This window comes from Modicisalibacter coralii (assembly GCF_004117855.1).
Classification (GTDB): domain Bacteria; phylum Pseudomonadota; class Gammaproteobacteria; order Pseudomonadales; family Halomonadaceae; genus Modicisalibacter; species Modicisalibacter coralii.
Window position 1 is genome coordinate 58,354 of record NZ_QWBW01000023.1, and the last position, 22,034, is coordinate 80,387.

Here is a 22,034-nt window from a genome sequence, read left to right on the forward strand (position 1 = left end):
CTCAACAACGACAAGACGAGGCAACCATGGACACTTACGGACTCTGGAGCCTGTTTCCGACCTTGATCGTGCTGGTCATGGCGCTCATCACCCGTCGCACCATCGAGTCGCTGATGACCGGCGCCCTGGTGGGCATGCTGATGCTCGACCCGACCCGCGTGGTCAGCCAGACCTCCGATACCCTGCTCACGGTGCTCGGCAACGACACCGTGACCTGGATCATCCTGGTCTGCGGGCTGTTCGGCAGCCTGATCGCGCTGCTGGTCCGCACCGGCGGCGTACTGGCCTTCGGCGACGTGATGACGCGGCGCATCAACGGGCGTCGCCAGGGGCTGCTGGCCACCTGGGTACTGGGGCTGGTGATCTTCGTCGACGACTACCTCAACGCCCTGGCAATCAGCGCCTCGATGAAGAAGATCACCGACCGCTTCAAGGTCTCGCGGGAGATGCTCGCCTACATCGTCGACTCGACCGCCGCGCCGATCTGCATCCTGGTGCCCTTCTCCACCTGGGCGGTGTTCTTCGCCGGCCTGCTCGAGGACAACGGCACCACCGGCAACGGCATGGGGCTCTATATCCAGTCGATCCCCTACATGTTCTACGCCTGGATCGCCGCCGCGGTGGTGCCCCTGGTGGCACTGGGCTGGGTCCCCGCCATCGGCCCGATGAAGACCGCCGAGGCCCGCGCCGCAGGCGGCCAGGTGATGCCCGACGGCGCCGAGGAGAATGCCCTGGAGATCGAGGACGAGGGCCAGCGCCGACCGCACCTGCTCAACTTCCTGCTGCCCATCGCCAGCCTGATCTTCTTCACCTGGTACTTCGACATCGACATCCTGCGCGGAGTGATCGTGGCCCTGGCGGTGACCCTGGTACTGATCTTCAGCCAGCGTCTGATGAGCTTCAACGCCACCTTCGATACCGCGCTGGACGGCTTCAAGTCGATGCTGATGCCGCTGGGCACGCTGATCGCCGGCTTCGTGCTCAAGGAGGTCAACGACGGCCTGGGCCTCACCGACTTCGTCATCGCCACGGTCCAGCCGCTGATGACGCCGGGCCTGCTGCCGGCGGTGGTCTTCGTGACCATGGCCTTCCTGGCCTTCGCCACCGCATCATTCTGGGGCCTGTTCGCCGTGGCCATGCCCATCGTGCTTCCGCTGGCCGTCAGCGTCGACGCTGACATGCCACTCGTGGTGGGGGCACTGATCTCGGCCAGCGCCTTCGGCAGCCACGCCTGCTTCTACGGCGATTCCACGGTACTCTCGGCGCAGGGCAGCGGCTGCACACCGATGGCCCACGCCCTGACCCAGCTCCCCTACGCGCTGATTGCCGCCGCCCTGGCAACGTTGGTATTCCTGGCGGCAGGCTATCTCTGAGGTTCGTCATGCCCATCGCGACTATCGAGCGTCACTCCTCCACTCCCGCCGAACTGGGCTTTCGCATGCCCGCCGAGTTCGCCCCACATGACGCCTGCTGGATGCTCTGGCCGCAGCGGCCCGACAACTGGCGCTACGGCGCCAAGCCGGCCCAGGCCGCGTTCGTCGCCGTGGCCCGGGCGATCGCCGAGAGCGAGACGGTGTTCGTCGGCGTCAACGACGACCAGTACGAGAATGCCCGCAACCAGCTGCCGAGTCACATCCGGGTGATCGAACTCTCCAGCAACGACGCCTGGATGCGCGATGTCGGCCCGACCTTTCTGACCCATCCGGACGGCCGGCTGGCGATGGTCGACTGGGAGTTCAATGCCTGGGGCGGGCTCGACGGCGGGCTCTACTTCCCCTGGGACAAGGATCGTCGCATCCGTCAGAAGATCGCCGAGATCCTCGGTATCGAGCGCTTCATCACCCCGCTGGTGGTCGAGGGCGGGGCGCTCCACGTCGACGGTGAAGGAACCCTGATCACCACCGAGGAGTGCCTGCTCAACCCCAACCGCAATCCCGACCTCGACCGCGCCGAGATCGAACGGCGACTGTGCGCCTACCTGGGCGTCGAGACGGTGATCTGGCTGCCCCGGGGCTGCTTCCAGGACGAGACCGACGGCCACGTCGACAACCTGTGCTGCTTCGTCGCCCCCGGCGAAGTGGCGCTGACCTGGACCGACGACGCGAACGACCCGCAGCACGCCATCTCCCGGGAGGCACTGGCGGTCCTCGAGGCCGCCACCGACGCCCGCGGGCGCCGTCTGACGGTGCACAAGCTGCCGATGCCCGGGCCGCTGGCGATCGCCGAGTCGGAGGCCAGCGGCGTCGACCGGCTGTCGAGCTCGCGGCCGCGCCAGCCGGGCGACCGCATGGCCGGTTCCTATGTCAACTTCTACATCGGCAACTCGGTGGTGGTGATGCCCAAGCTCGACCCGACCCACGACGACACGGCGCGGGCGATCCTCGAGGGGCTGTTTCCGGGGCGCCGGATCGTCGCCATCGACGCCCGCGAGATCCTGCTCGGCGGCGGCAACATCCACTGCATCACCCAGCAGCAGCCGGCCGCCGCACCGCGATCCGAGGCCTAACGGCAGACGCTGAAGCCGCGCATGGCCAGATGAAAGTGATTGGCGTGGGCGGCGTTGTAGTCCGGCCCCAGCACCGTGCCGAAGACGTCGCAGGCGCCGTTGTGGGCACGTTTCAGGAACTCGCCCGCGGCAGCGTCACCGTCCCAGTCGTCGAGCAGCGTGATGCGCCGGCCGTCGGCCAGCCGAAAGGCGGCGACATCCAGGGCATTGGCGCTGGCGTGGGCGCTGCGTCGCGCATTCTTGCGGTGGTAGATGTTGCGACAGGCGAAGCTGCCGTAGTGCTCGACCCGGGCCACGGGCTCGCCGAACAACGCCTGCGCGGCGAGCTGCAGGCGCTGGCGCTCGAACATCAGCCAGGCCACCGCCAGCGGGCAGCTGGCCACGAAGCTGCGGTTGAACGTCACGCTGCTGCGGCGCAGACGAACCACGTTGCGCAGCGGGCACCCTGCGACCGGGGTGTAATCGGCCAGCGGCGTGTAGTCGAGTGACGCCGAGGCCCGGGCGAGCACCGCGCGGCAGGCGTCCTGGTCGTCGGCCAGCCGACCGAGCTTCCAGCGCGTCACCGGGGTCAAGGGGTCCTCGATGCGCAACGCGGCGAACGGATTCCATTCGCGCGGCACCTGCCAGAGGCCCTTGTCGACGGCGACACCCGCCGCGATGAACACGATCGCGATAACCTCGCGCGGCAATAGTCGCATGGCCTCCCTGCCTGTCACCGGTCGCTTGGTTCAGCGTAGTCGGCTGAGCAACGAACGGGAAACCTCCGCGCTGCGGGGCACGAGACGCCCCCGCATCGGCGCCTGATACGCTGACGGCCCGGACACGCGTCTTACTGTCTGACGATCCACGCGTGGGCTGGATCGTTCTGGAACTTCCATTCCCGCTTGGGGCCGGCCATCACGTTGAGGTAGTAGAGCTCGTAGCCGTGCGCCGCTCCCACCGGATGATAGCCGCGGGGCACCATCACCACGCAGCCATCCTCCACTGCCATGGTCTCGTCCAGCGAGCGGTCATCGGTGTAGACCCGCTGGAAGGCAAACCCCTGGCAAGGATTGAGGCGGTGGTAGTAGGTCTCCTCGAGTATCGACTCTTCGGGGAGGTTGTCGACGTCATGCTTGTGCGGTGGATAGCTCGACCAGTTGCCGGCCGGCGTGTAGACCTCGACCACCAGCAGGCTGTCGGCCGGCTCGGTCTCGGGCAGCACGTCCTGGATATGCCGGGTGTTGCTGCCGCTGCCCCGAGTGCTGCGCTTGATCCGATCCGGAGTGATCAACCGCGCGCCATGGTTACCGTGACCGGGTGCGCTACAGACCGCCAGTTGCATGTCGGTGGTTGCCTCGACGCTGAAGCCCACCCCGTTGGGCAGGTAGACGGCATAGGGCGGAATCTTTTCGAAGATGTCCATGCGCTCGCCGATATCCTCCCAGCGCGCCTCACCACCGGTCACTGTGGCACGGCCGGACAGCAGCACCAGGCAGTGTTCGCGATCGCCGGTGTCACCCTCGATACGCTGTCCCGCCTTCAGATCGTGGACGCGGAAGCCGACATGGTCCCAGCCGGCGGATTCGGGGGTCACTTCGAGCACTTTGCCCTGCTCGTCGGGTTGTTGGGGGCGAACCAGAAGCGAAGTCATCATGCCCTCCTGACTGACGTTCGGTGTATCAATCGATCTCGTTCAACGCGACGCGGCGGCCCTGGCGCAACGACCGCTCGGCGGCCTCCGCGAGACGCAGCGCCTGCAGGCCGTCTTCGGCCGTTGTCAGGGCGTCGCGCTTCTCCCGCCAGGCGGCGACGAAATCGGCGATCTCGTTGCGGTAGGCAGTCGCATAGCGCTCGAGGAAGAACCAGTGCGGCGTTTCCTCGACCTGACCGGCCTCGCCGGTGAAGCGCAGCCGGGTGTCGGTTTCGTTCTGCGCCTGCAGCATGCCGGCACTGCCGAACGCTTCGATGCGCTGGTCGTAGCCATAGCAGGCACGCCGCGAGTTGCCGATATGACACAGCCGGCCGCTGGCGGTAGTCAGCGTGACCATCGCCGTGTCGATGTCGCCCGCTGCACCGATCGCCGGATCGATCAGGCAACTGCCGGCGGCGTCGACGTGGGAGATCGCCTCGCCGAGCAACCAGCGCGCCATGTCGAAGTCATGAATGGTCATGTCCCGGAACAACCCGCCGGACGCGGCGACATACTCGGCCGGCGGTGGCGCCGGGTCACGACTGGTGATGCTCAATGTCTCGAGGGTGCCGATACGCCCGCCGGCCACCGCCCGCTGAAGGGCCGCGAACTGCGGATCGTGACGGCGATTGAAGCCCAGCGCGCAAGTCACCGGGTGCGCGGCCAGCACGGCCAGTGCCGCACGCGTGCGCTCCAGGTCGAGGGCGATCGGTTTCTCGCAGAGAATCGCCTTGCCGGCACGCGCAGCGCGCTCCAGGTAGTCGGCGTGGGTCGGCGTACTCGAGGCGATCAACACGGCGTCGATATCGGCGTCTTCGAACACCGCGTCGACCGGCAAGACGCGACTGTCGAACTGGTCGGCCAGCGCCTCTGCCACGGGCGCATGCGCGTCGGCGACGGCGGCCAGAGAGACCTGAGGGTGGGCGTCGATGGCGGCGGCATGGACCTTGCCGATGCGTCCGGCGCCGATCAGAGCGAGTTTCATGCGGGCTCCTTGGTCGGGATATTCATGCGCGGTCGGATCGATCGCGGTCATCGCGGTCGGCGGCCTTGTCCCGCCGGACGCCGAGGGCGATCGCCAGGCTCTGGGTCAGGCACAACGAGGCGGTCAGACCGCGAAAGCTCTTCACCTCCGCCTCCAGCACCACCAGCGCCACGTCCGCCGACCGCGCCAGTGGACTGAGATTCGAATCGGTGATCGCCACCACCGGCACCCCGCGCTGGCGTGCCTCGGCGGCGGCCTGCCGGGTTTCCTCCGCATAAGGGGAGAAACTCACCGCCAGCAGCGCATCGCGGGGCCCCACCGCTTTCATCTGCTCGCCGTGCATGCCACCCAGGCCATCGACGAGCACGGCGCGCTTGTCGATGTGGTGCAACGCATAGGTGACGTAACTGGCCACCACGAAGCTGCGTCGCGCGCCCAGCACATGCACGATCTCCGCGCCGTCGAGAATATCCAGCGCGCGCTCCAGATCACGCGGGTCGATACGACTCGGCAGGGCCTCGAGCGCGTCGCGATTGGCTTCGGCGAACTCCCACAACAACTGTGTGCTGTCGGGGGTCTCGCCGGTCGCCGAGCGCACCGCACGGATGCGCTCGGCGTAATTGGGCAGCTCGTTGACCAGGCGTGCGCGGAACAGCTCCTGCATTTCCGAGAAGCCCTTGAAACCGAAGCTGTTGGCGAATCGGATCAGCGTCGACGGTGTCACCCCGGCCTGTTCGGCCAGCTTGGCCACGGTGGCGAAAGCCACTTCCTGGGGATGGTCGAGCAGGAACCGGGCCGTCTGCTGAAGACGACGGCTCAAGGAGGCGTAGCCCTCGGTGATGCGCGCTTCGAGTTCGGCGAAGTTCTGGGGAGTCATTGAGCGTCCTCGGACGACCGCGGGGTCCACCGGGTCGCGATGCGTGGATGATGGGATGAGGCTAGGCGTCATGGAATAAAAATTCCATATATACCAAAGTATAGAACAAAAAGTTTGTTATCAGCGATTCTGGAATCTAGATTTCATTTCAGCGTGCGGGACATGCCTCTCGCCCACTCAACGACAACGACAAAGAGGATTGCGCCATGCCAACTCTCACCCGACGTATCGCCGGCTCGCTCGCCACCACGCTGCTGCTCTCGCTACCGGCGCTGCCGGCCCTGGCCCAGGACTCCCCTCATCGCTTCGTCATGGTGACTCACGGGGTTCCCTCCGATCCCTTCTGGACGGTCGTCAAGAACGGCGCCGAAGCGGCGGCCGACGAGATCGGCGCCGAACTCGAATACCGCGCGCCATCGACCTTCGACATGGCCAAGATGCAGCAGCTCGCCGAGGCCGCAGTGGCCTCCGATCCCGATGGTTTGATCCTCTCCTTCACCGACGAGGACGCCCTCGGCAAGGTGGTACGCGAGGCGACCGACAACGGTATCCCGGTCATCACCATCAACTCCGGCGGCGACCTGTCGAAACAGTACGGGGCGCTGTTGCACGTCGGCCAGAGTGAATACGAGGCGGGCCAACGCGCCGCCGAGAAAATGCAGGAGATGGGCGTCGAGAAAGGCCTCTGCGTCAACCACGAGCAGGGCAACCAAGGCCTCGATCAGCGCTGTGAAGGCTTCATCAGCGGCTTCGACGGCAACGCCGATCAGCTGGCGACTTCCCACGACCCCACCGAGATCCGCAACGCCATCGTCGCCTACCTCAACCAACATCGTGACATCGATGGCATCCTCACCCTCGGCTCGCTAACCGCCGACCCCATGATCCAGGCCATGCAGGACCAGGGCGCCACCGATCAGTTCGTGCTCGGAACCTTCGATCTCTCCCCGATCATTCTCGAGGCCGTCGACGCCGGCGAACTGGACTTCGCCATCGACCAGCAGCAATACCTGCAGGGCTACCTGCCGGTGATCTTCCTCGAGCAGTACGCCGAACACGGACTGATGCCCGCCGGCGATGTCGCCACCGGCCCGGCCTTCGTCACCCAGGACAACGCCGCCCAGGTCATCGAGTTGAGCAAGCAGGGCATCCGCTGAACCCTATCGGGGCCCGGCGGCAAGCCGGGCCCGGGAGAAACTTCCATGAACACCATGACGCAGACCCGCTCGCCGAACGGGGGCGATGAGCGCATCACCGCCATTCCTTTCTGGAAGAAGGCGCTGAGACGCCCCGAGCTGGGCGCCGTGGCCGGCACCATCCTGGTCATCGCCTTCTTCCTGGTCGCAGCCAGCGGCACCGGCATGTTCACCCCGGCGGGGATCATGAACTTCCTCGAGGTATCGGCCCAGCTCGGTATCCTCGCCACCGCCGCCGCACTGCTCATGATCGGCGGCGAATTCGACCTGTCGATCGGCTCGATGGTCGGCCTGGCCGGCATCGTCATCGCCATTCCCACCATGGAATACGGCTGGCCGCTGTGGGCCGCCCTGTTGCTGGCCTTTGCCTGCGCCGTGTTGGTCGGCTGGGTCAACGGCTACCTGGTCAACCGCACGGGATTGCCGTCCTTCATCGTCACACTGGCCTTCCTGTTCATCCTGCGTGGCCTGGCCATCGGCCTCAGCCGGCTGCTCACCGGTCGTACACAGATCGGCGGCATCGCCGAGCGCATCCCCGGCGACTGGTTCGCGGCGCTGTTCTCCGGCGAAGTCGGCAGCGGCCTGTTCGCCTGGCTGGCGGCGCACGGCTGGATCGGCACCAACTTCGCCGGCAACCCGGTGGTGACCGGTATCCCGGTTTCGATCGTCTGGTGGCTGGCGCTCACCGCCATCGCCACCTGGGTGCTGCTGTGCACCCCCTACGGCAACTGGATCTTCGCCAGCGGCGGCGACGCCAACGCGGCGCGCAACTCGGGCGTTCCGGTTCGCCGGGTGAAGATCTCGCTGTTCATATTCACGGCCCTGTCGGCGACGGTCTTCGCCAGCCTCCAGGTCATGGACACGGGCTCGGCGGACACCATTCGCGGTCTGCTCAAGGAGCTCGAGGCGATCATCGCCGTGGTCATCGGCGGCGCCCTGCTGACCGGCGGTTACGGCTCGGCGATCGGCGCGGCCCTGGGCGCGTTGATCTTCGGCATGGTGCAGATGGGCATTTTCTACACCGGCGTCAATACCGACTGGTTCAAGGTATTCCTCGGCGTGATGCTGCTGGTGGCCGTGCTCTTCAACAACTTCGTGCGCAAGAAGGCGATGGAGTCCAAATGATGAGCGAATCCCTTTCCATGATCGAGATGCGCAACGTCAGCAAGCATTTCGGCAACGTCATCGCCCTGAACGACATCTCGTTGAAGGTGCACGCCGGCGAAGTCATGTGTCTGCTGGGCGACAACGGCGCCGGCAAGTCCACGTTGATCAAGACCCTATCGGGCGTGCACAAGCCAAGCCATGGCCAGATGTTCGTCGAAGGCCGGGAGATCCGCTTCAAGTCGCCCGCCTATGCGCTGGATGCCGGTATCGCCACCGTCTTCCAGGATCTGGCGATGATTCCCCTGATGTCGATCACCCGCAACTTCTTCATGGGCCGAGAACCGACCGTCGGCTGGGGGCCCTTCAAGCGCATCGACTGGCACTACGCCGACCGGATCGCCATGGCCGAGATGGCCAAGATCGGCATCGACGTGCGAGACCCCAGCCAGCCGGTGGGTACGCTCTCCGGTGGCGAGCGCCAGTGCGTGGCGATCGCCCGGGCCGTCTACTTCGGGGCCAAGGTGCTGATCCTCGACGAGCCGACCTCGGCACTGGGCGTCAAGCAGGCCTCGGTGGTGTTGCGCTACATCGCCAAGGCCCGCGCCGACGGCCTGGCGGTGATATTCATCACCCATAACGTACACCACGCCTACCCGGTGGCGGACGCCTTCACCCTGCTCAAGCGCGGCTCCAGTCTGGGCACCTTCCGCAAGGACGCGATCAGCCGCGAGGAGGTCCTCAACATGATGGCCGGTGGCGCCGAACTGGAGAGCCTCGACGCCGAGCTGGCCGAATTCCAGCGTGACCAGGGAGCCGCCTCGGATTCGTCGGCCTCTTCCGCTGCCCATCCAGGCAACGGAACGCCCCTGACCAGCGGCTGAGGAACGCCCCCATGCAGTCACTCAACATCGGCCTGATCGGGACCGGCTACATGGGCAAGGCCCATGCCGTCGCTCTGCATGCGGCACCGCGCGTCTTCGCCCTGTCGGCGCACCCGGTCTGCGATCTGCTCGCCGACGTCGACCCCGAACTGGCGAGCCGCAAGGCACGCGAGCTGGGCTTCGCCCGGGCCACCGGGGACTGGCAGGCCCTGGTCGCCGACCCGGCCATCGACGTGGTGGACATCTGCGCCCCCAACTTCCTGCACCAGGAGATGGCACTTGCCGCGATCGCTCACGGCAAGCACGTCTACGCGGAAAAACCGTTGGCCCTGAGCGCCGCCGGGGCACGGGAGATGGCCGAGGCCGCCGAACGCCGGGGGGTCAAGACCCTGGTGGGTTTCAACTATATCCGCAACCCGGCGACCTGCCTGGCCCGGGAGATCATCGCCAGCGGCGAGATCGGGGAACTCGTTCACTTCCGGGGCCGCCACGATGAAGACTACCTGGCCGACCCCGAACTGCCCCACGGCTGGCGCACACGCCGCGCCACCGCGGGCGCCGGAGCGCTGGGCGATCTCGGCGCTCACATCCTCAACCTCGCCGAATATCTCACCGGGCGACGCATCGTCGCCGTCTGCGGTGACTTGCAGACCCTGATCGTGCAACGCCCCTCGCCGCAAGGCACGGACACGGCGCGCGTCGAGAACGACGATCAGGCTCAGGCCCTGCTGCGCTTCGAGGGCGACCTGATGGGCAATATCGAGACCTCGCGCATCGCCTGCGGCCGCAAGATGGGGCTCGCCTACACCGTGACCGGAACCAAGGGCTCGCTGATCTTCGATCAGGAGCGCATGAACGAACTGCAGCTCTACCGCCACGACGGCCCGCCTGGCAGACGCGGCTTCACCACCCTGTTGTCGAGTCCCGAGCACGGAGATTACGGCGCCTTCAGCCCCGCGCCCGGTCATGGCCTCGGTTACAACGACCAGAAGGTCATCGAGATCCGCGATCTCGTCGAGGGCATCGCCGCCGACCGGCCGCTCTACCCCGATTTCCGCGAGGCCTGGCGGGTCAACCGGCTGATCGAGGCGATAGAGGCCTCCCATCACCAAGCCGGCTGGGTGGCACTGCACTGACCCGACGATTCGAGACGCCTGCAACCACTCGATTCGTTGCCACAACACGTCATGACGCACCCGACCTGCCCGGATCGGATGCCAGACCAACGACAAGCGACAGGGAGAGCCCCATGCTCGAATCATCCAAGGATCCACACGCTCTGGACCTGATCTGCCTCGGTCGTGTCGCGGTGGATCTCTATTCGCAACAGATCGGCAGCCGTCTGGAGGATGTCTCGAGCTTCGCCAAGTACCTGGGCGGCAGTTCCGGCAACATGGCCTACGGTACCGCGCGGCTCGGCCTCAGATCGGCCATGCTCTCGCGGGTCGGCAACGAGCAGCTGGGCAACTTCGTGCGCGAGGAACTGGGTCGCGCCGGGGTCGATGTCAGCGCCCTGCAGACCGACCCCGACCGTCACACTGCGCTGGCGATCCTCGCCATCAAGGATCGCGACACCTTTCCGCTGCTGTTCTATCGTCGCGACTGCGCCGACATGGCCGTCGATGCCGAGGCGATCGACCCGGCCTTCATCGCCCGTGCCAAGGCGCTGGCGATCACCGGCACCCACCTGTCCACCGAGACCACCCAGCGCGCCTGCCGCAAGGCACTCGACGCCGCCGCCGAACACGGCGTCAAGCGCATTCTGGACATCGACTATCGGCCGGTACTCTGGGGGCTGACCCCTCCCGGCGACGGCGAAACCCGCTTCATCGCCGACGAACAGGTCACCCGTCACCTGCAGCGCTGGCTGGCCGACTTCGACCTGATCGTGGGCACCGAAGAGGAGTTTCACATCGCCGGTGGCAGCACCGACACCCTGGCCTCGCTGCGCAGGGTCCGCGAGTTCAGCGACGCCACCCTGGTGTGCAAGCTGGGCGCCCTGGGGTGCGTGATCATCGAGGGCGCGATTCCCGATCAACTCGCAGACGGCATCCTGATCGAGGGCGTCGAGGTCGAGGTACTCAACGTGCTGGGTGCCGGCGACGCCTTCATGAGCGGCTTGCTCCGTGGTTGGTTGAGGGGGGAAAGCTGGGCGACCAGCGCCAGCTATGCCAATGCCTGCGGCGCGCTGGTGGTGTCGCGCCACGGCTGTGCGCCGGCGATGCCCACCGAGGAAGAACTGTTCGACTATCTGAGTCGACGCGAGACCCTCGAGCGCCCCGACCGCGACGCGCGTCTCAACCATCTGCACCGCGTCACCACCCGCGTGCCCATCGAATGGCCGCAGGTCTGCGGGCTGGCCTTCGATCACCGCCGCCAGCTCACCGACATGGCCCGTGAGGTCAAGGCCGATCCGGCTCGCCTCTCCCTTCTCAAGCAGTTGCTGGTCAAGGCCGCCGAGGAGGGCGCCCGCCGAACGGGACTCGCGACACCGGCGATTCTGGTCGACGACATCTTCGGCCAGGACGCCCTCAACGATGCCACCGGCAAGCAGTGGTGGATCGGTCGGCCGGTCGAGCTGCCCGGTTCACGGCCACTGCGCTTCCAGCATGGCGACGACCTGGGCAGCCAACTGCGCCACTGGCCACGCGAGCACATCATCAAGTGCCTGGTGTTCTACCACCCTGACGACCCGTTGAGTCTGCGTCTCGAACAGGAAGCGCGACTGCGCCAGCTCTACCAGGCGGCCTGCGCCTTCGGCCTGGAACTGCTGATCGAAGTGATTCCCCCCGACCCCTCGGACGTCGACGACCGGACCCTGGCCCGGTCGCTGACCCGGCTCTACAACCTGGGCATCCGGCCCGACTGGTGGAAGCTGCCGGCCATGCCGGATGCCGCCTGGGCGGCCGTCAGCCGCGTCATCGACGCGCAGGACCCCCATTGTCGCGGCGTGGTACTGCTGGGCCTGGATGCCCCCATGGAAGCGATGAAGCGGGGTTTTGCCGCCGCCGCCACCCACCGCCGGTGCAAGGGGTTCACCGTGGGTCGCACGCTATTCGCCGGCCCCAGCCGTGAGTGGCTGGCCGGCGTTCTCGACGATACCCAACTGATCGACAGGGTGGCGAGCAACTACGCCGAGTTGATCGGGGAATGGCAGCGCCTGCGCGCCACCCCCGCACATGTCGAAGGAGACCTGTCATGACCACCGTCAGACTGACCATGGCGCAGGCGCTGGTCCGCTACCTCGCCGCCCAGCGCATCGAGATCGAGGGGCAACAGTATCCGCTGTTCGAGGGGGTGTTCGCGATCTTCGGCCACGGCAACGTCGCCGGGCTCGGCGAAGCGCTCTACCACGCCCGCGAGGAACTGCCGACCTGGCGCGCGCACAACGAACAGACCATGGCGCATGCCGCGGTCGCCTTCGCCAAGGCCCATGGGCGGCGCCGTCTGATGGCCGCGACCTCATCGATCGGGCCCGGCGCCGCCAACATGGTCACCGCCGCCGCCCTGGCCCATGCCAATCGCTTGCCGCTGCTATTGCTGCCCGGTGATACCTTCGCCTCGCGCGCGCCCGACCCGGTATTGCAGCAACTCGAGAATTTCGCCGACCCCACCGTGACCGTCAATGACTGCTTCCGACCGGTGTCGCGCTACTTCGATCGCCTGACGCGCCCCGAGCAACTGCTTTCCAGCCTGCCCCAGGCCATCGCCACCCTGCTCGACCCGGTGGACTGCGGCCCGGTGACGCTGTCGCTGCCGCAGGACGTGCAGACCTACAGCCACGACTACCCCCAGACCTTCTTCGCCACGCGTGTGCACCGCATCCGCCGACCGCAGCCCGATCTCGACGAAATGGCCGCGGCGCTGGACGCCCTGCAACGCGCGAACCGCCCCCTGATCATCAGTGGCGGCGGCGTGCCTTACGCCGACGCCTGCGACAGCCTGGCGCATTTTGCCCGCCGGCACAGCGTCCCGGTCGCCGAGACCCAGGCCGGCAAGGGCGCGCTGCCCGATGACCATCCCTGCAACGTCGGCGCCATCGGCGTTACCGGCAGCGAGGCCGCCAACCGACTGGCCGAGAACGCCGACCTGATCCTCGCCGTCGGCACCCGCTTGCAGGATTTCACCACCGGCTCGCGGGCCCTGTTCGAACGCGCCGACCTGACACTCGTCGCGCTCAATGTCGCCCGCTTCGACAGCCACAAACACGGTGCACTGCCGCTGACCTGCGATGCCCGCGTCGGCCTCGAGCGCCTCGACGACGGACTCGATGCCTGGCACGCCGCCGAGGACTGGCGCGAACTCGCCGGGCGTCTCAAGCGCGAATGGCAGCAGGTCGTCGACACCGTGACGGCCGACCATGGAACGCGTTTGCCCAGCGACGCCGAGGTCATCGGCGCGGTCAACCGCCAGGCCGGCGATGACGGTACCGTGGTCTGTGCCGCCGGCGGGCTCCCCGGCGAATTGCACAAGCTGTGGCGCTGCGCCGGGCCCGGCAGTTACCACGTCGAATATGGTTTCTCGTGCATGGGCTACGAAATCGCCGGCGGCTTGGGCATGAAGATGGCTCGTCCCGAGCGCGAGGTGTTCGTGATGGTCGGCGATGGCAGCTATCTGATGCACAACTCTGAACTCGCCACATCGGTCATGCTCGGGCACAAGCTGATCGTGGTGGTGCTCGACAACCGGGGTTTCGGCTGCATCAACCGCTTGCAGCAGGCCACCGGCGGTGCCGGCTTCAACAATCTGCTCGAGGATTGCCGCACCCTGCCCGCGGGGGCACCCAAGATCGATTTCGCCGCGCATGCCCGTTCGCTGGGCTGCCGGGCCGAGTCGGTGACCGGCATCGCAGTGCTGGAGGCCGCCCTGGAACGTGCTCGCGCCGCCGATTCGACCTACGTCATCGCCATCGACACCGACCCGCTGCCCAGCACCGAGCAAGGTGGCGCCTGGTGGGATGTGGCGGTACCGGAGGTTTCCCGGCGTCCTCAGGTGCAGCAGGCCTACCGCCGCTACCTGGACGCCAAGCAGCGCCAGCATCGTTGACGGCGACCATTCACTAGCGCTCGGCCGACGACATCGGCCGGCAGGGAGCATGACCATGAGCGTACGTCTCGGCATCAACCCGCTGACCTGGACCAACGACGATCTGCCCAGCCTGGGTGGCGACACCCCGCTCGAAACGTGCCTGACAGAGGGTCGCCAGGCCGGCTTCTCCGGCTTCGAGCTGGGACAGAAGTTCCCGCGTACCCCGCAGGCATTGTCCGAGGTGCTGGCCCGCCACGATCTGGCGCTGGTTTCCGGTTGGTACTCCGCCCGGTTACTCGAACGCAGCCCCGAGGAAGAGATCGAGGCACTCGAGTCGCACCTCGACCTGCTCAAGGCCTGCGGTGCCGACGTGATGGTGTTCTGCGAGGTCAGCCGTTGCGTGCACGGCGACCAATCGCACCCGCTCTCCCAGCGTCCGCACCTCGACGAGGCCGACTGGGCGCGACTCACCGACGGCCTGAACGTGGTCGCCGATCACCTCGAGGCACGCGGCATACGGATGGCCTATCACCATCACCTGGGCACCGTGATCGAGAGCCAGGCGGATATCGAACGCCTGATGGGTTCGACCCGCGACACCGTGGGCCTGCTGCTCGACCTGGGGCACCTGGTGGGCGCCGGCGGCGATCCGCTGACGATCGCCCAGCGCCATGCGTCGCGCATCAGGCATGTCCACTGCAAGGACATCCGCTTCCCGGTGCTCGATGATCTGCACAATCGTGACAAGAGCTTCCTCGACGGGGTCCTCGACGGCCTGTTCACCGTCCCGGGCGATGGCAATGTCGAATTCCTCCCCACGCTCGAGCATTTGCGCGCATCCGGCTATCAGGGCTGGCTGGTGGTCGAGGCCGAACAGGATCCGGAAGTCGCCCATCCGCTGACCTACGCGCGCCTGGGCTATCGCAACCTGCGCCGACTGGCCGAACGGGCGGGCTTCAGCGTCGACGATCGAACGGGGCCGGGCAGCGCTGCCCCTCGATGACGCCCCCTTACCCATGACTCGAAAGGCAACCCCATGAACACGATTCCCCATTATCTCGACGGCACCACCGTGACCGGCCGCAGCGAGCGCTTCGCCCCGGTCTACGATCCCGCCACCGGCGAGCAGAGTGCCCAGGTCGCGCTGGCTTGCGCCGACGAGACCCGCGAGGCCATCGCCAGCGCAGACCAGGCATTCGCCAAATGGTCGACGATCTCACCGCTCAAGCGCGCGCGTATCCTGTTCACGTTCAAGACGCTGGTCGAGCAGCACGCCGACGAGCTGGCCACGCTGATCTCGCAGGAGCATGGCAAGGTATTCTCGGATGCCAAGGGCGAGCTGACCCGCGGCCTCGAGGTGGTCGAGTTCGCCTGCGGCATTCCCCACCTGCAGAAGGGCGAGCATTCGATGAACGTCGGCACCGGCGTCGACAGCTACTCCATGATGCAGCCGCTGGGTGTGTGCGCGGGTATCTCCCCGTTCAACTTCCCGGCAATGGTGCCGATGTGGATGTTCCCCATCGCCCTCGCCTGCGGCAACACCTTCGTCATGAAGCCTTCCGAGAAGGATCCGTCGACGCCGCTGCGCCTGGCCGAACTGCTCTCCGAGGCCGGCCTGCCCGACGGCGTGTTCAACGTGATCAACGGCGACAAGGAAGCCGTCGACGTGCTGCTCACCGACGAGCGTGTCGAGGCGGTCAGTTTCGTCGGCTCCACGCCGATCGCCGAGGCCATCTACGCCACCGGCTCCACCCACGGCAAACGGGTCCAGGCACTGGGCGGCGCCAAGAACCACATGGTGATCATGCCCGACGCCGATCTCGATCAGGCCGTCGACGCCCTGATGGGCGCCGCCTACGGCAGTGCCGGCGAGCGCTGCATGGCGATCTCGGTGGCCGTGCCGGTCGGCGAGCAGACCGCCAGCCGCCTGCGCGAGAAACTCGTCGAAAAGCTCGCCACGCTCAGCGTCGGCCCCGGTCTGGTCGACGGTCCCGACAACGACATGGGCCCCTTGGTCACGAAAGACCATCTGGAGAAGGTCAAGGGCTACATCGCCACCGGGGTCGAGGAAGGCGCGGAACTGGTCGTCGATGGCCGCGAGACCACCATCGCCAATGCCGGCAACGGCTTCTTCATCGGCGGCACCCTGTTCGACCACGTCAAGCCGGGCATGCGTATCCACCGCGAAGAGATCTTCGGCCCGGTGCTGGCGATCGCCCGCGCGGCGAGCTTCGACGAGGCGGTGGCGATGATCAATGCCCACGAGTTCGGCAACGGCACGGCGATCTTCACCCGCGACGGCGACGCCGCACGCCAGTACTGCGAGCGGATCCAGGTGGGCATGGTCGGCGTCAACGTGCCGATCCCGGTACCCATGGCCTTCCACAGCTTCGGTGGCTGGAAGCGCTCGCTGTTCGGCCCGCTACACATGCACGGCAGCGACGGGGTGCGCTTCTACACCCGCATGAAGACCGTGACCCAGCGCTGGCCGAGCGGCATTCGTGAAGAAACCAATCACTTCAACATGCCCACGCACTGACCTTGGCCCAGGGCGTATCGGGCCGGCCCCGTACGCCCCGGTTCCTGCCTGACATGCTTAGCCGGTTAGCAATTAGCCGCAATGATCTTTCCCCGCCGGCGGCGTAGAATAGGCGCCATCGCCGCCGACCGGAACGCCGCATGTCCCCCGCCCCTGCCCCCGTTGGTGACGCATCGCGCGTCTACCGCCAGTCCGGCTTTCTGGCCTTTCTCGTCTCGCGGCTGGCGGCGGTCTTCGCCATGCAGATCCAGGCGGTGGTGGTCGCCTGGCAGGTCTACGACATCACCCATGAACCGCTGTCGCTGGCCTACGTGGGGCTGGCCCAATTCCTGCCCATGGTGGCGCTGCTGCTGCCCGCCGGCGACCTGGTCGATCGCCTGCCGCGCAAGCCCATCCTGATCGCCAGTTGGGCGCTGCAGGCCGTGTGCAGCACGCTGCTGCTGTGGCTGGCCTCGCGCTCGACCCACGACGTGACGCCCTTCTACGCGGTGCTGGCGCTGTTCGGCTGCGCCCGCGCCTTCACCGGCCCCACCCTGCAGAGCCTGCTGCCACAGATCGTGCCGCGCGACCAGCTCGCCCAGGCGATCGCCCTGAACAGCGCGATCATGAAGATCGCGGTGATCGGCGGCCCGCTGCTCGGCGGGCTGCTCTATGCATTCGGTGGCAGCGTCGCCTACGCGGTGTGCCTGGGCTGCTTCCTGCTCGCGCTGGCACTGCTGGTGCCCGTACCGGTGCGCTACGCCGGCCCGATCGCGCCGCAGACGGGGAGCGCCTGGCAGCGCTTCACCGCCGGTATCGCCTACGTTCGCGCCCAGCCGATCATCCTCGGAGTGATCTCGCTGGATCTGTTCGCGGTCCTGCTCGGCGGGGTGATCGCCCTGCTGCCGATCTATGCCCAGGACATCCTCCACGTCGGCCCCACCGGGCTCGGCGCGCTGCGCAGCGCGATCGCCGTCGGCGCGCTGCTGATGGGGCTGTATCTCGGGGTGCGCTCGATCCGTCGTCACGTCGGTCGGGTGATGTTCGCCGCGGTGGTGGTATTCGGGGTGGCCAACCTGGTATTCGCGCTGTCCGAGACCTTCTGGCTGTCATTCGCCGCGCTGGTGATCGCCGGGGCCGCCGACATGATCAGCATCAACATCCGCCTGACGCTGCTGCAACTGGCCACACCCGATGCCATGCGCGGGCGCGTCAATGCCGTCAACATGCTGTTCATCGGCTCCTCCAACGAGCTGGGTGAGTTCCGCGCCGGTACCGTGGCGGCCTGGCTGGGGGCGGTACCGGCGGCGGTGATCGGCGGCCTCGGCACCCTGGCGGTGGTCGGGCTGTGGATGAAGGGCTTCCCCGTGCTGCGCCGGGTCGATCGCTTCAATGAGGTCGAGACCCAAGACGAGGGCATTGTCGAGGCCACGCCCGCCCGGGCGTGAGCCATACTGCGGGGTATCCTCATCGGGAGCCCCGTGATGCCTCGCTTCGTGCTACTCGCCTTCGTCGCCGGCTTTCTCGCCGTGCTCTGCTTCCACCAGCCCGCCGTCGGCCTGCTGCACGCCTACGGCGTGATCCCCTTCGCGCCCTACGCCACCGCGCCGGTGGCCCCGCTGGGCGTGCCGCAGTGGTTTTCGGCGAGCTTCTGGGGCGGCGTCTGGGGCGTGGTCATGCTCGGCCTGTTCGCCCGGCTTGGCGTCGACCGGGGCCTGTGGTGGAAGAGCGGGCTGTTCGGCGGCGTCGTGCTGACCCTGGTCGCCCTGCTGGTGGTGTTCCCGCTCAAGGGGCGCGGCTTCAACCCCGCGGTGTTTCCCATCGGCTTCGTCGTCAACGGCGCCTGGGGGCTGGGCATGTGGGTCTTCACCCGCTGCTTGATCGCCCGACGGGGCGCGCCGCACCCGTAGCGCGGCGAACGAGTATCACGACGAGGCCTGCCAGGCACGTTCCTCGTCGAGCATCGCGGAGAGCGTCTCGCCCACGGTGCGCACCGCCCGGGCAGTATCGGCGGTCGGTCGCGGGGCGTAGTTGAGCCGCAGACAGTCGCGATACTTGCCGGAGGCCGAGAACAGCGAGCCGGGAGCGATACGAATTCGCGACGCGGCCAGCCGCGCGTTGAGGTCCACGCAGTCGATGCCCGCCGGCATCTCCAGCCACAGCAGGAAACTGCCCTGGGGGTAGCTCACCGCGGTGCCCGTGGGGAACCAGCGTTCGATCCAGCCCAGCAGGATATCGCGATGGCGCTGGTACTGGCGGGTGATCTCGCGCAGGTGACGTTCGTAGTGGCCGCGTTCGACGAAGGCCGCCACCGCCAGTTGCGGCAGGGTCGCCGAGGCGCCGGTGGAGACGTACTTCATGTGGGCGACCCGGTCGCGGTAGCGGCCCGGGGCGATCCAGCCGACCCGCAGCCCCGGCATCAGGGTCTTGGAGAACGAACTGCACAGCAGCACCCGGCCGTCGTCGTCGAAGGACTTGAGGGTACGCGGCCGCGGCAACCCGTAGGCCAGGTCACCGTAGACGTCGTCCTCGATGATCGCCACGTCGAAGCGCTGGGCGAGGCGGACCAGCTCGCGCTTCTTGGCCTCCGGCATGGTGTAGCCCAGCGGATTGTTGCAGGTCGGCGTGACCTGAATGGCGCGAATCGGCCACTGTTCGAGGGCCAGTTCCAGCGCCTCGAGACTGATGCCGGTCTGCGGATCGGTGGGGATCTCCAGCGCCTTGAGGCCGTTGGCCTTGAGAATCTGCAGGGTGCCGTAGAAGCTCGGCGAATCCACCGCCACCACGTCGCCGGGGCCGGCCAGGGCGCGAATGGCGATCGCCAGCGCTTCCTGACAGCCGGTGGTGGTCAGGATGTCGTCGGGGTGCAGCAGGCAGCCCGAGGCGGTGGTCAGCCGGGCGACCTGACGGCGCAGTTCGAGACTGCCGGCCAGCGGGTCGTAGTTGTAGCCCTGGGCGCCGCTGCCCCGGTGCAGGCCGCCGAGCAGGCGCTGGAGCGGCTTGAGCGTGGGACTCTCCAGGTCGGGAATGCCCCCGCCCAGCATCAGCACCGTCTCGTCGCCGGGCGAGCCGACCATCGCCAGGACCTGATCCCACTGCGAAACGTCCAGCGGCCGCTGGGCGGGGCGCGTCATGGTGGGCAATTGCGTCGGCACCTGGCGCGGCAGCACGAAGAAGCCCGACTTGGGCCGCGACTCGACCAGCGCCACGTCTTCCAGGCGCCGGTAGGCCTCCTGGACGGTGGAAACGCTGACCCCGAATTCCTGACACAGCGCACGGATCGAGGGCAGCCGATCGCCGACCCGGTAAAGGCCGTGTTCGATACGCCGACGCAGTTCTTCCGCCACCTGTTCATAACGGGTCATGGGACACTCCAGGCCAGAGACTCCACCATACAGATCCGGCAGAATCCGACGATACAGCGCGCTTTCTCGCTTATCTGTATCCATGAAGCTATCAAATCTGAATCTGTATGGATAGAAGGGAGCGACATACCCTGACAGGACACCATCCATCGGGGGAACAGCACCATGTCACGCCCATTGTCGCGCCTCTTCGCCCGCCTCCTGCGTCAGTCCCGCCGTCACCATTCGCGCCACGGCTTGCTCGATCTCGACGACCGCCAACTCCGCGATATCGGGCTTACCCGTGACGATGCCCGCCGCGAGGGGACCAAGCGATTCTGGCAATAACTCACCCATGAGGAACCACCATGTCTCGACGTCACGCCGACTATGTCCTGCTGGATGTCTTCACCACACGGCGTTACGCCGGCAACCCGCTGGCGGTATTCGTCGATGCCGACGTCACGGAGAAGGAAATGGCGTCGATCGCCAACGAGTTGAATCTCTCGGAGACGGTCTTCGTGTCGCGCGGCGACCGGCCCGGGCACTTTGCCTTGCGCATCTTCACACCGACCATGGAACTGCCGTTCGCCGGCCACCCGACGGTCGGCGCCGCCTTCCTGCTCGACGCGCTCGGCCTGGCGGTGGATGGCTCGCTGCATCTCGACGTCCCCGCCGGGGCCCTGGCCATCGCGGTCGTCGAGGGGCGACCGAGCGTCACCACCCCGCCGCCGATGTCCCCCGTCAGCGGTCGGCTCTCGCGACGCGATGCCGCCAGGCTGCTCGGGCTGGCCACGCACCAGGTGATCGGCGAGCCGGTGCTGGCTTCGTGCGGGCTGCCCTTCCATCTCATCGAACTCGATTCGCGTCAGTCGCTGACAAGGGCCTGCCCCTCACCCGAGGAATGGTCGCGCGCGATCGCCCCCAGCGGCGAGCAGGCGATCTATTGCCACGTCATCGAGGAGACCGACACCGAGGGCGGCCGGGTATGCAGCCGGATGATCTCGATGGAAGACAGCCTGCGCGAGGACCCGGCCACCGGCAGTGCCGCGGCGGCACTCGCCAGTCATCTGGCCGGCCAGCGGGAGGGCCATGGCGAGTGGTCCTGGCAGATCGATCAGGGCGTGGAGATGGGCCGACCCAGCCGGATTCACGCTCGCGCACGCCGCACCGCGGGCGGCGGCCTGACGGTACACATTGCCGGTGACGCCGTGCGTGTCGGTGAAGGGCGGCTCTACCTGTGACGCCACCGGCGAGGCCGCGTCACTTCAGCAAGGTGACGGCCAGTGCCACCAGGCCGGTCACCAATGCCGTGACGACGCTGAGCGTCACCAGCACATCGAGCCAGCGGTCAGCACTGCCCAACGAACGGCCCGGGGCGGGGCGACGCGGTTGACGCCGCCGGGTGGCGCCATGGCGGGGTTGACGAGAGGTGCGACCGGCCGGGGACATGGGAGGCCTTTATCATTGGGCTTCGTCCGCTAACCATAAGCGCTAGCCGGTCGTGGCACCAGCGGGCGGATCAACGCCGGCGTGCCCGGCCGGGGCCAAGTACGCGTCGTCATAAGCCCCTTGAGGCCGCCGGCGATCAGTTGACTACACCCGTGACACCACCGCAACGCCTAAGTGCGCCTTTCAAAACCTTGAAAGCGGCTCTAGCCATTCCTAGATTTTGGGCATGGCTAAGAAGATCGTATCCGATGAACTCTGGTCTATCGTCGAGCCGCTACTGCCTCCGCCTCAGCCCAAGCCGCGTGGCGGCCGACCTCCCGTTTCCAATCGTGCAGCCCTGACAGGCATCCTGTTCGTCCTGCGCTCGGGTATCCCTTGGGAGATGTTGCCTCAAGAGATGGGCTGCGGTTCCGGCGTGACCTGTTGGCGGCGCCTGCGCGACTGGCAGGAAGCGGGTGTCTGGGAACG

General features: G+C 67.0%; 20 protein-coding genes. 15 read left to right on the forward strand and 5 right to left on the reverse strand.

Translation table 11 applies throughout. The features are described from left to right. Positions 1-26 precede the first annotated feature (26 nt). Together D0901_RS13550 and aguA are read left to right on the forward strand one after the other, a co-directional pair. Positions 27-1,373: a Na+/H+ antiporter NhaC family protein gene (locus tag D0901_RS13550; protein WP_129140837.1), complete on the forward strand. Its 1,347-nt coding sequence runs from the start codon at positions 27-29 to the stop codon at positions 1,371-1,373. A gap of 8 nt (positions 1,374-1,381) precedes the next feature. Next, positions 1,382-2,506, forward strand: a complete 1,125-nt coding sequence (gene aguA, locus D0901_RS13555; RefSeq protein ID WP_129140838.1) for an agmatine deiminase — start codon at positions 1,382-1,384, stop codon at positions 2,504-2,506. Here the strand turns inward: aguA and D0901_RS13560 are convergent. The 4 genes from D0901_RS13560 to D0901_RS13575 all read right to left on the reverse strand — a co-directional run bounded on the left by D0901_RS13560 (position 2,503) and on the right by D0901_RS13575 (position 6,040). Next, the gene (locus D0901_RS13560; protein WP_203234874.1) at positions 2,503-3,204 is read right to left on the reverse strand and encodes an extensin-like domain-containing protein; all 702 of its coding nucleotides are present in this window, start codon (positions 3,202-3,204) and stop codon (positions 2,503-2,505) included. The genes aguA and D0901_RS13560 overlap by 4 nt on opposite strands. Before the next feature lie 131 nt (positions 3,205-3,335). Further along, positions 3,336-4,139: a 5-deoxy-glucuronate isomerase gene (gene iolB, locus D0901_RS13565; protein ID WP_129140839.1), complete on the reverse strand. Its 804-nt coding sequence runs from the start codon at positions 4,137-4,139 to the stop codon at positions 3,336-3,338. 28 nt (positions 4,140-4,167) lie between these two features. After that, positions 4,168-5,163 (reverse strand): inositol 2-dehydrogenase, encoded by a 996-nt coding sequence (gene iolG, locus D0901_RS13570; RefSeq protein WP_129140840.1) that lies wholly within the window; start codon positions 5,161-5,163, stop codon positions 4,168-4,170. A 22-nt stretch (positions 5,164-5,185) separates the two neighbouring features. Further along, entirely contained in the window at positions 5,186-6,040 is an 855-nt protein-coding gene (locus D0901_RS13575) for a MurR/RpiR family transcriptional regulator (protein WP_129140841.1), read from the reverse strand. 206 nt (positions 6,041-6,246) lie between these two features. Between D0901_RS13575 and D0901_RS13580 the strand changes: the two genes are divergently transcribed. The 10 genes from D0901_RS13580 to D0901_RS13625 all read left to right on the forward strand — a co-directional run bounded on the left by D0901_RS13580 (position 6,247) and on the right by D0901_RS13625 (position 18,680). Further along, the gene (locus D0901_RS13580) at positions 6,247-7,197 is read left to right on the forward strand and encodes a sugar ABC transporter substrate-binding protein (RefSeq protein ID WP_129140842.1); all 951 of its coding nucleotides are present in this window, start codon (positions 6,247-6,249) and stop codon (positions 7,195-7,197) included. A 54-nt stretch (positions 7,198-7,251) separates the two neighbouring features. After that, complete coding sequence (locus D0901_RS13585) at positions 7,252-8,361, forward strand: ABC transporter permease (protein ID WP_425256178.1); 1,110 nt, start codon at positions 7,252-7,254, stop codon at positions 8,359-8,361. Further along, the gene (locus D0901_RS13590) at positions 8,361-9,224 is read left to right on the forward strand and encodes an ATP-binding cassette domain-containing protein (RefSeq protein ID WP_203234875.1); all 864 of its coding nucleotides are present in this window, start codon (positions 8,361-8,363) and stop codon (positions 9,222-9,224) included. Before D0901_RS13585 ends, D0901_RS13590 begins: the two co-directional genes overlap by 1 nt. Positions 9,225-9,235: 11 nt before the next feature. Then, positions 9,236-10,360: a Gfo/Idh/MocA family protein gene (locus D0901_RS13595; RefSeq protein WP_129140844.1), complete on the forward strand. Its 1,125-nt coding sequence runs from the start codon at positions 9,236-9,238 to the stop codon at positions 10,358-10,360. A gap of 113 nt (positions 10,361-10,473) precedes the next feature. Further along, positions 10,474-12,426 carry a bifunctional 5-dehydro-2-deoxygluconokinase/5-dehydro-2-deoxyphosphogluconate aldolase gene (locus tag D0901_RS13600; protein WP_129140845.1) on the forward strand — a complete coding sequence of 651 codons (1,953 nt, stop codon included), beginning with the start codon at positions 10,474-10,476 and terminating at the stop codon, positions 12,424-12,426. Continuing rightward, positions 12,423-14,270 carry a 3D-(3,5/4)-trihydroxycyclohexane-1,2-dione acylhydrolase (decyclizing) gene (gene iolD, locus D0901_RS13605; protein ID WP_129140846.1) on the forward strand — a complete coding sequence of 616 codons (1,848 nt, stop codon included), beginning with the start codon at positions 12,423-12,425 and terminating at the stop codon, positions 14,268-14,270. The genes D0901_RS13600 and iolD overlap by 4 nt, the downstream gene beginning before the upstream one ends. Before the next feature lie 55 nt (positions 14,271-14,325). After that, positions 14,326-15,255, forward strand: coding sequence for a myo-inosose-2 dehydratase (gene iolE / locus D0901_RS13610; protein ID WP_129140847.1), 930 nt, complete (start codon positions 14,326-14,328; stop codon positions 15,253-15,255). Positions 15,256-15,288: 33 nt separating this feature from the next. Further along, positions 15,289-16,791, forward strand: a complete 1,503-nt coding sequence (locus D0901_RS13615; RefSeq protein ID WP_129140848.1) for a CoA-acylating methylmalonate-semialdehyde dehydrogenase — start codon at positions 15,289-15,291, stop codon at positions 16,789-16,791. Positions 16,792-16,931: 140 nt separating this feature from the next. Next, a complete protein-coding gene (locus tag D0901_RS13620; protein ID WP_129140849.1) occupies positions 16,932-18,218 on the forward strand; it encodes an MFS transporter in 1,287 nt (428 codons plus the stop codon). 36 nt (positions 18,219-18,254) lie between these two features. Continuing rightward, positions 18,255-18,680 carry a hypothetical protein gene (locus D0901_RS13625; RefSeq protein WP_129140850.1) on the forward strand — a complete coding sequence of 142 codons (426 nt, stop codon included), beginning with the start codon at positions 18,255-18,257 and terminating at the stop codon, positions 18,678-18,680. A gap of 15 nt (positions 18,681-18,695) precedes the next feature. On the opposite strand, the gene D0901_RS13630 is transcribed toward D0901_RS13625, so the two are convergent. Continuing rightward, positions 18,696-20,135 (reverse strand): aminotransferase-like domain-containing protein, encoded by a 1,440-nt coding sequence (locus tag D0901_RS13630; protein ID WP_129140851.1) that lies wholly within the window; start codon positions 20,133-20,135, stop codon positions 18,696-18,698. A 165-nt stretch (positions 20,136-20,300) separates the two neighbouring features. On the opposite strand from D0901_RS13630, the gene D0901_RS13635 reads away from it, so the two are divergent. The 3 genes from D0901_RS13635 to D0901_RS13650 form a co-directional block, all read left to right on the forward strand. Further along, complete coding sequence (locus D0901_RS13635) at positions 20,301-20,462, forward strand: DUF1127 domain-containing protein (protein WP_129140852.1); 162 nt, start codon at positions 20,301-20,303, stop codon at positions 20,460-20,462. Positions 20,463-20,482: 20 nt separating this feature from the next. Next, positions 20,483-21,358, forward strand: a complete 876-nt coding sequence (locus D0901_RS13640; protein ID WP_129140853.1) for a PhzF family phenazine biosynthesis protein — start codon at positions 20,483-20,485, stop codon at positions 21,356-21,358. 434 nt (positions 21,359-21,792) lie between these two features. Next, positions 21,793-22,034: transposase (locus D0901_RS13650; RefSeq protein WP_162500872.1), on the forward strand; the 242-nt coding region annotated here is incomplete at its 3' end.

Coding starts and splice junctions, on each gene's coding strand:
- D0901_RS13585 (WP_425256178.1), top strand. CDS start 7,252: ATGACGCAGACCCGCTCGCCGAACGGGGGCGATGAGCGCATCACCGCC.
- D0901_RS13590 (WP_203234875.1), top strand. CDS start 8,361: ATGAGCGAATCCCTTTCCATGATCGAGATGCGCAACGTCAGCAAGCAT.
- iolB (WP_129140839.1), bottom strand. CDS start 4,139: ATGACTTCGCTTCTGGTTCGCCCCCAACAACCCGACGAGCAGGGCAAA.
- iolG (WP_129140840.1), bottom strand. CDS start 5,163: ATGAAACTCGCTCTGATCGGCGCCGGACGCATCGGCAAGGTCCATGCC.
- D0901_RS13620 (WP_129140849.1), top strand. CDS start 16,932: ATGTCCCCCGCCCCTGCCCCCGTTGGTGACGCATCGCGCGTCTACCGC.
- D0901_RS13580 (WP_129140842.1), top strand. CDS start 6,247: ATGCCAACTCTCACCCGACGTATCGCCGGCTCGCTCGCCACCACGCTG.
- D0901_RS13600 (WP_129140845.1), top strand. CDS start 10,474: ATGCTCGAATCATCCAAGGATCCACACGCTCTGGACCTGATCTGCCTC.
- D0901_RS13640 (WP_129140853.1), top strand. CDS start 20,483: ATGTCTCGACGTCACGCCGACTATGTCCTGCTGGATGTCTTCACCACA.
- D0901_RS13575 (WP_129140841.1), bottom strand. CDS start 6,040: ATGACTCCCCAGAACTTCGCCGAACTCGAAGCGCGCATCACCGAGGGC.
- aguA (WP_129140838.1), top strand. CDS start 1,382: ATGCCCATCGCGACTATCGAGCGTCACTCCTCCACTCCCGCCGAACTG.
- D0901_RS13615 (WP_129140848.1), top strand. CDS start 15,289: ATGAACACGATTCCCCATTATCTCGACGGCACCACCGTGACCGGCCGC.
- iolD (WP_129140846.1), top strand. CDS start 12,423: ATGACCACCGTCAGACTGACCATGGCGCAGGCGCTGGTCCGCTACCTC.
- D0901_RS13625 (WP_129140850.1), top strand. CDS start 18,255: ATGCCTCGCTTCGTGCTACTCGCCTTCGTCGCCGGCTTTCTCGCCGTG.
- D0901_RS13550 (WP_129140837.1), top strand. CDS start 27: ATGGACACTTACGGACTCTGGAGCCTGTTTCCGACCTTGATCGTGCTG.
- D0901_RS13630 (WP_129140851.1), bottom strand. CDS start 20,135: ATGACCCGTTATGAACAGGTGGCGGAAGAACTGCGTCGGCGTATCGAA.
- D0901_RS13560 (WP_203234874.1), bottom strand. CDS start 3,204: ATGCGACTATTGCCGCGCGAGGTTATCGCGATCGTGTTCATCGCGGCG.
- D0901_RS13595 (WP_129140844.1), top strand. CDS start 9,236: ATGCAGTCACTCAACATCGGCCTGATCGGGACCGGCTACATGGGCAAG.
- iolE (WP_129140847.1), top strand. CDS start 14,326: ATGAGCGTACGTCTCGGCATCAACCCGCTGACCTGGACCAACGACGAT.
- D0901_RS13635 (WP_129140852.1), top strand. CDS start 20,301: ATGTCACGCCCATTGTCGCGCCTCTTCGCCCGCCTCCTGCGTCAGTCC.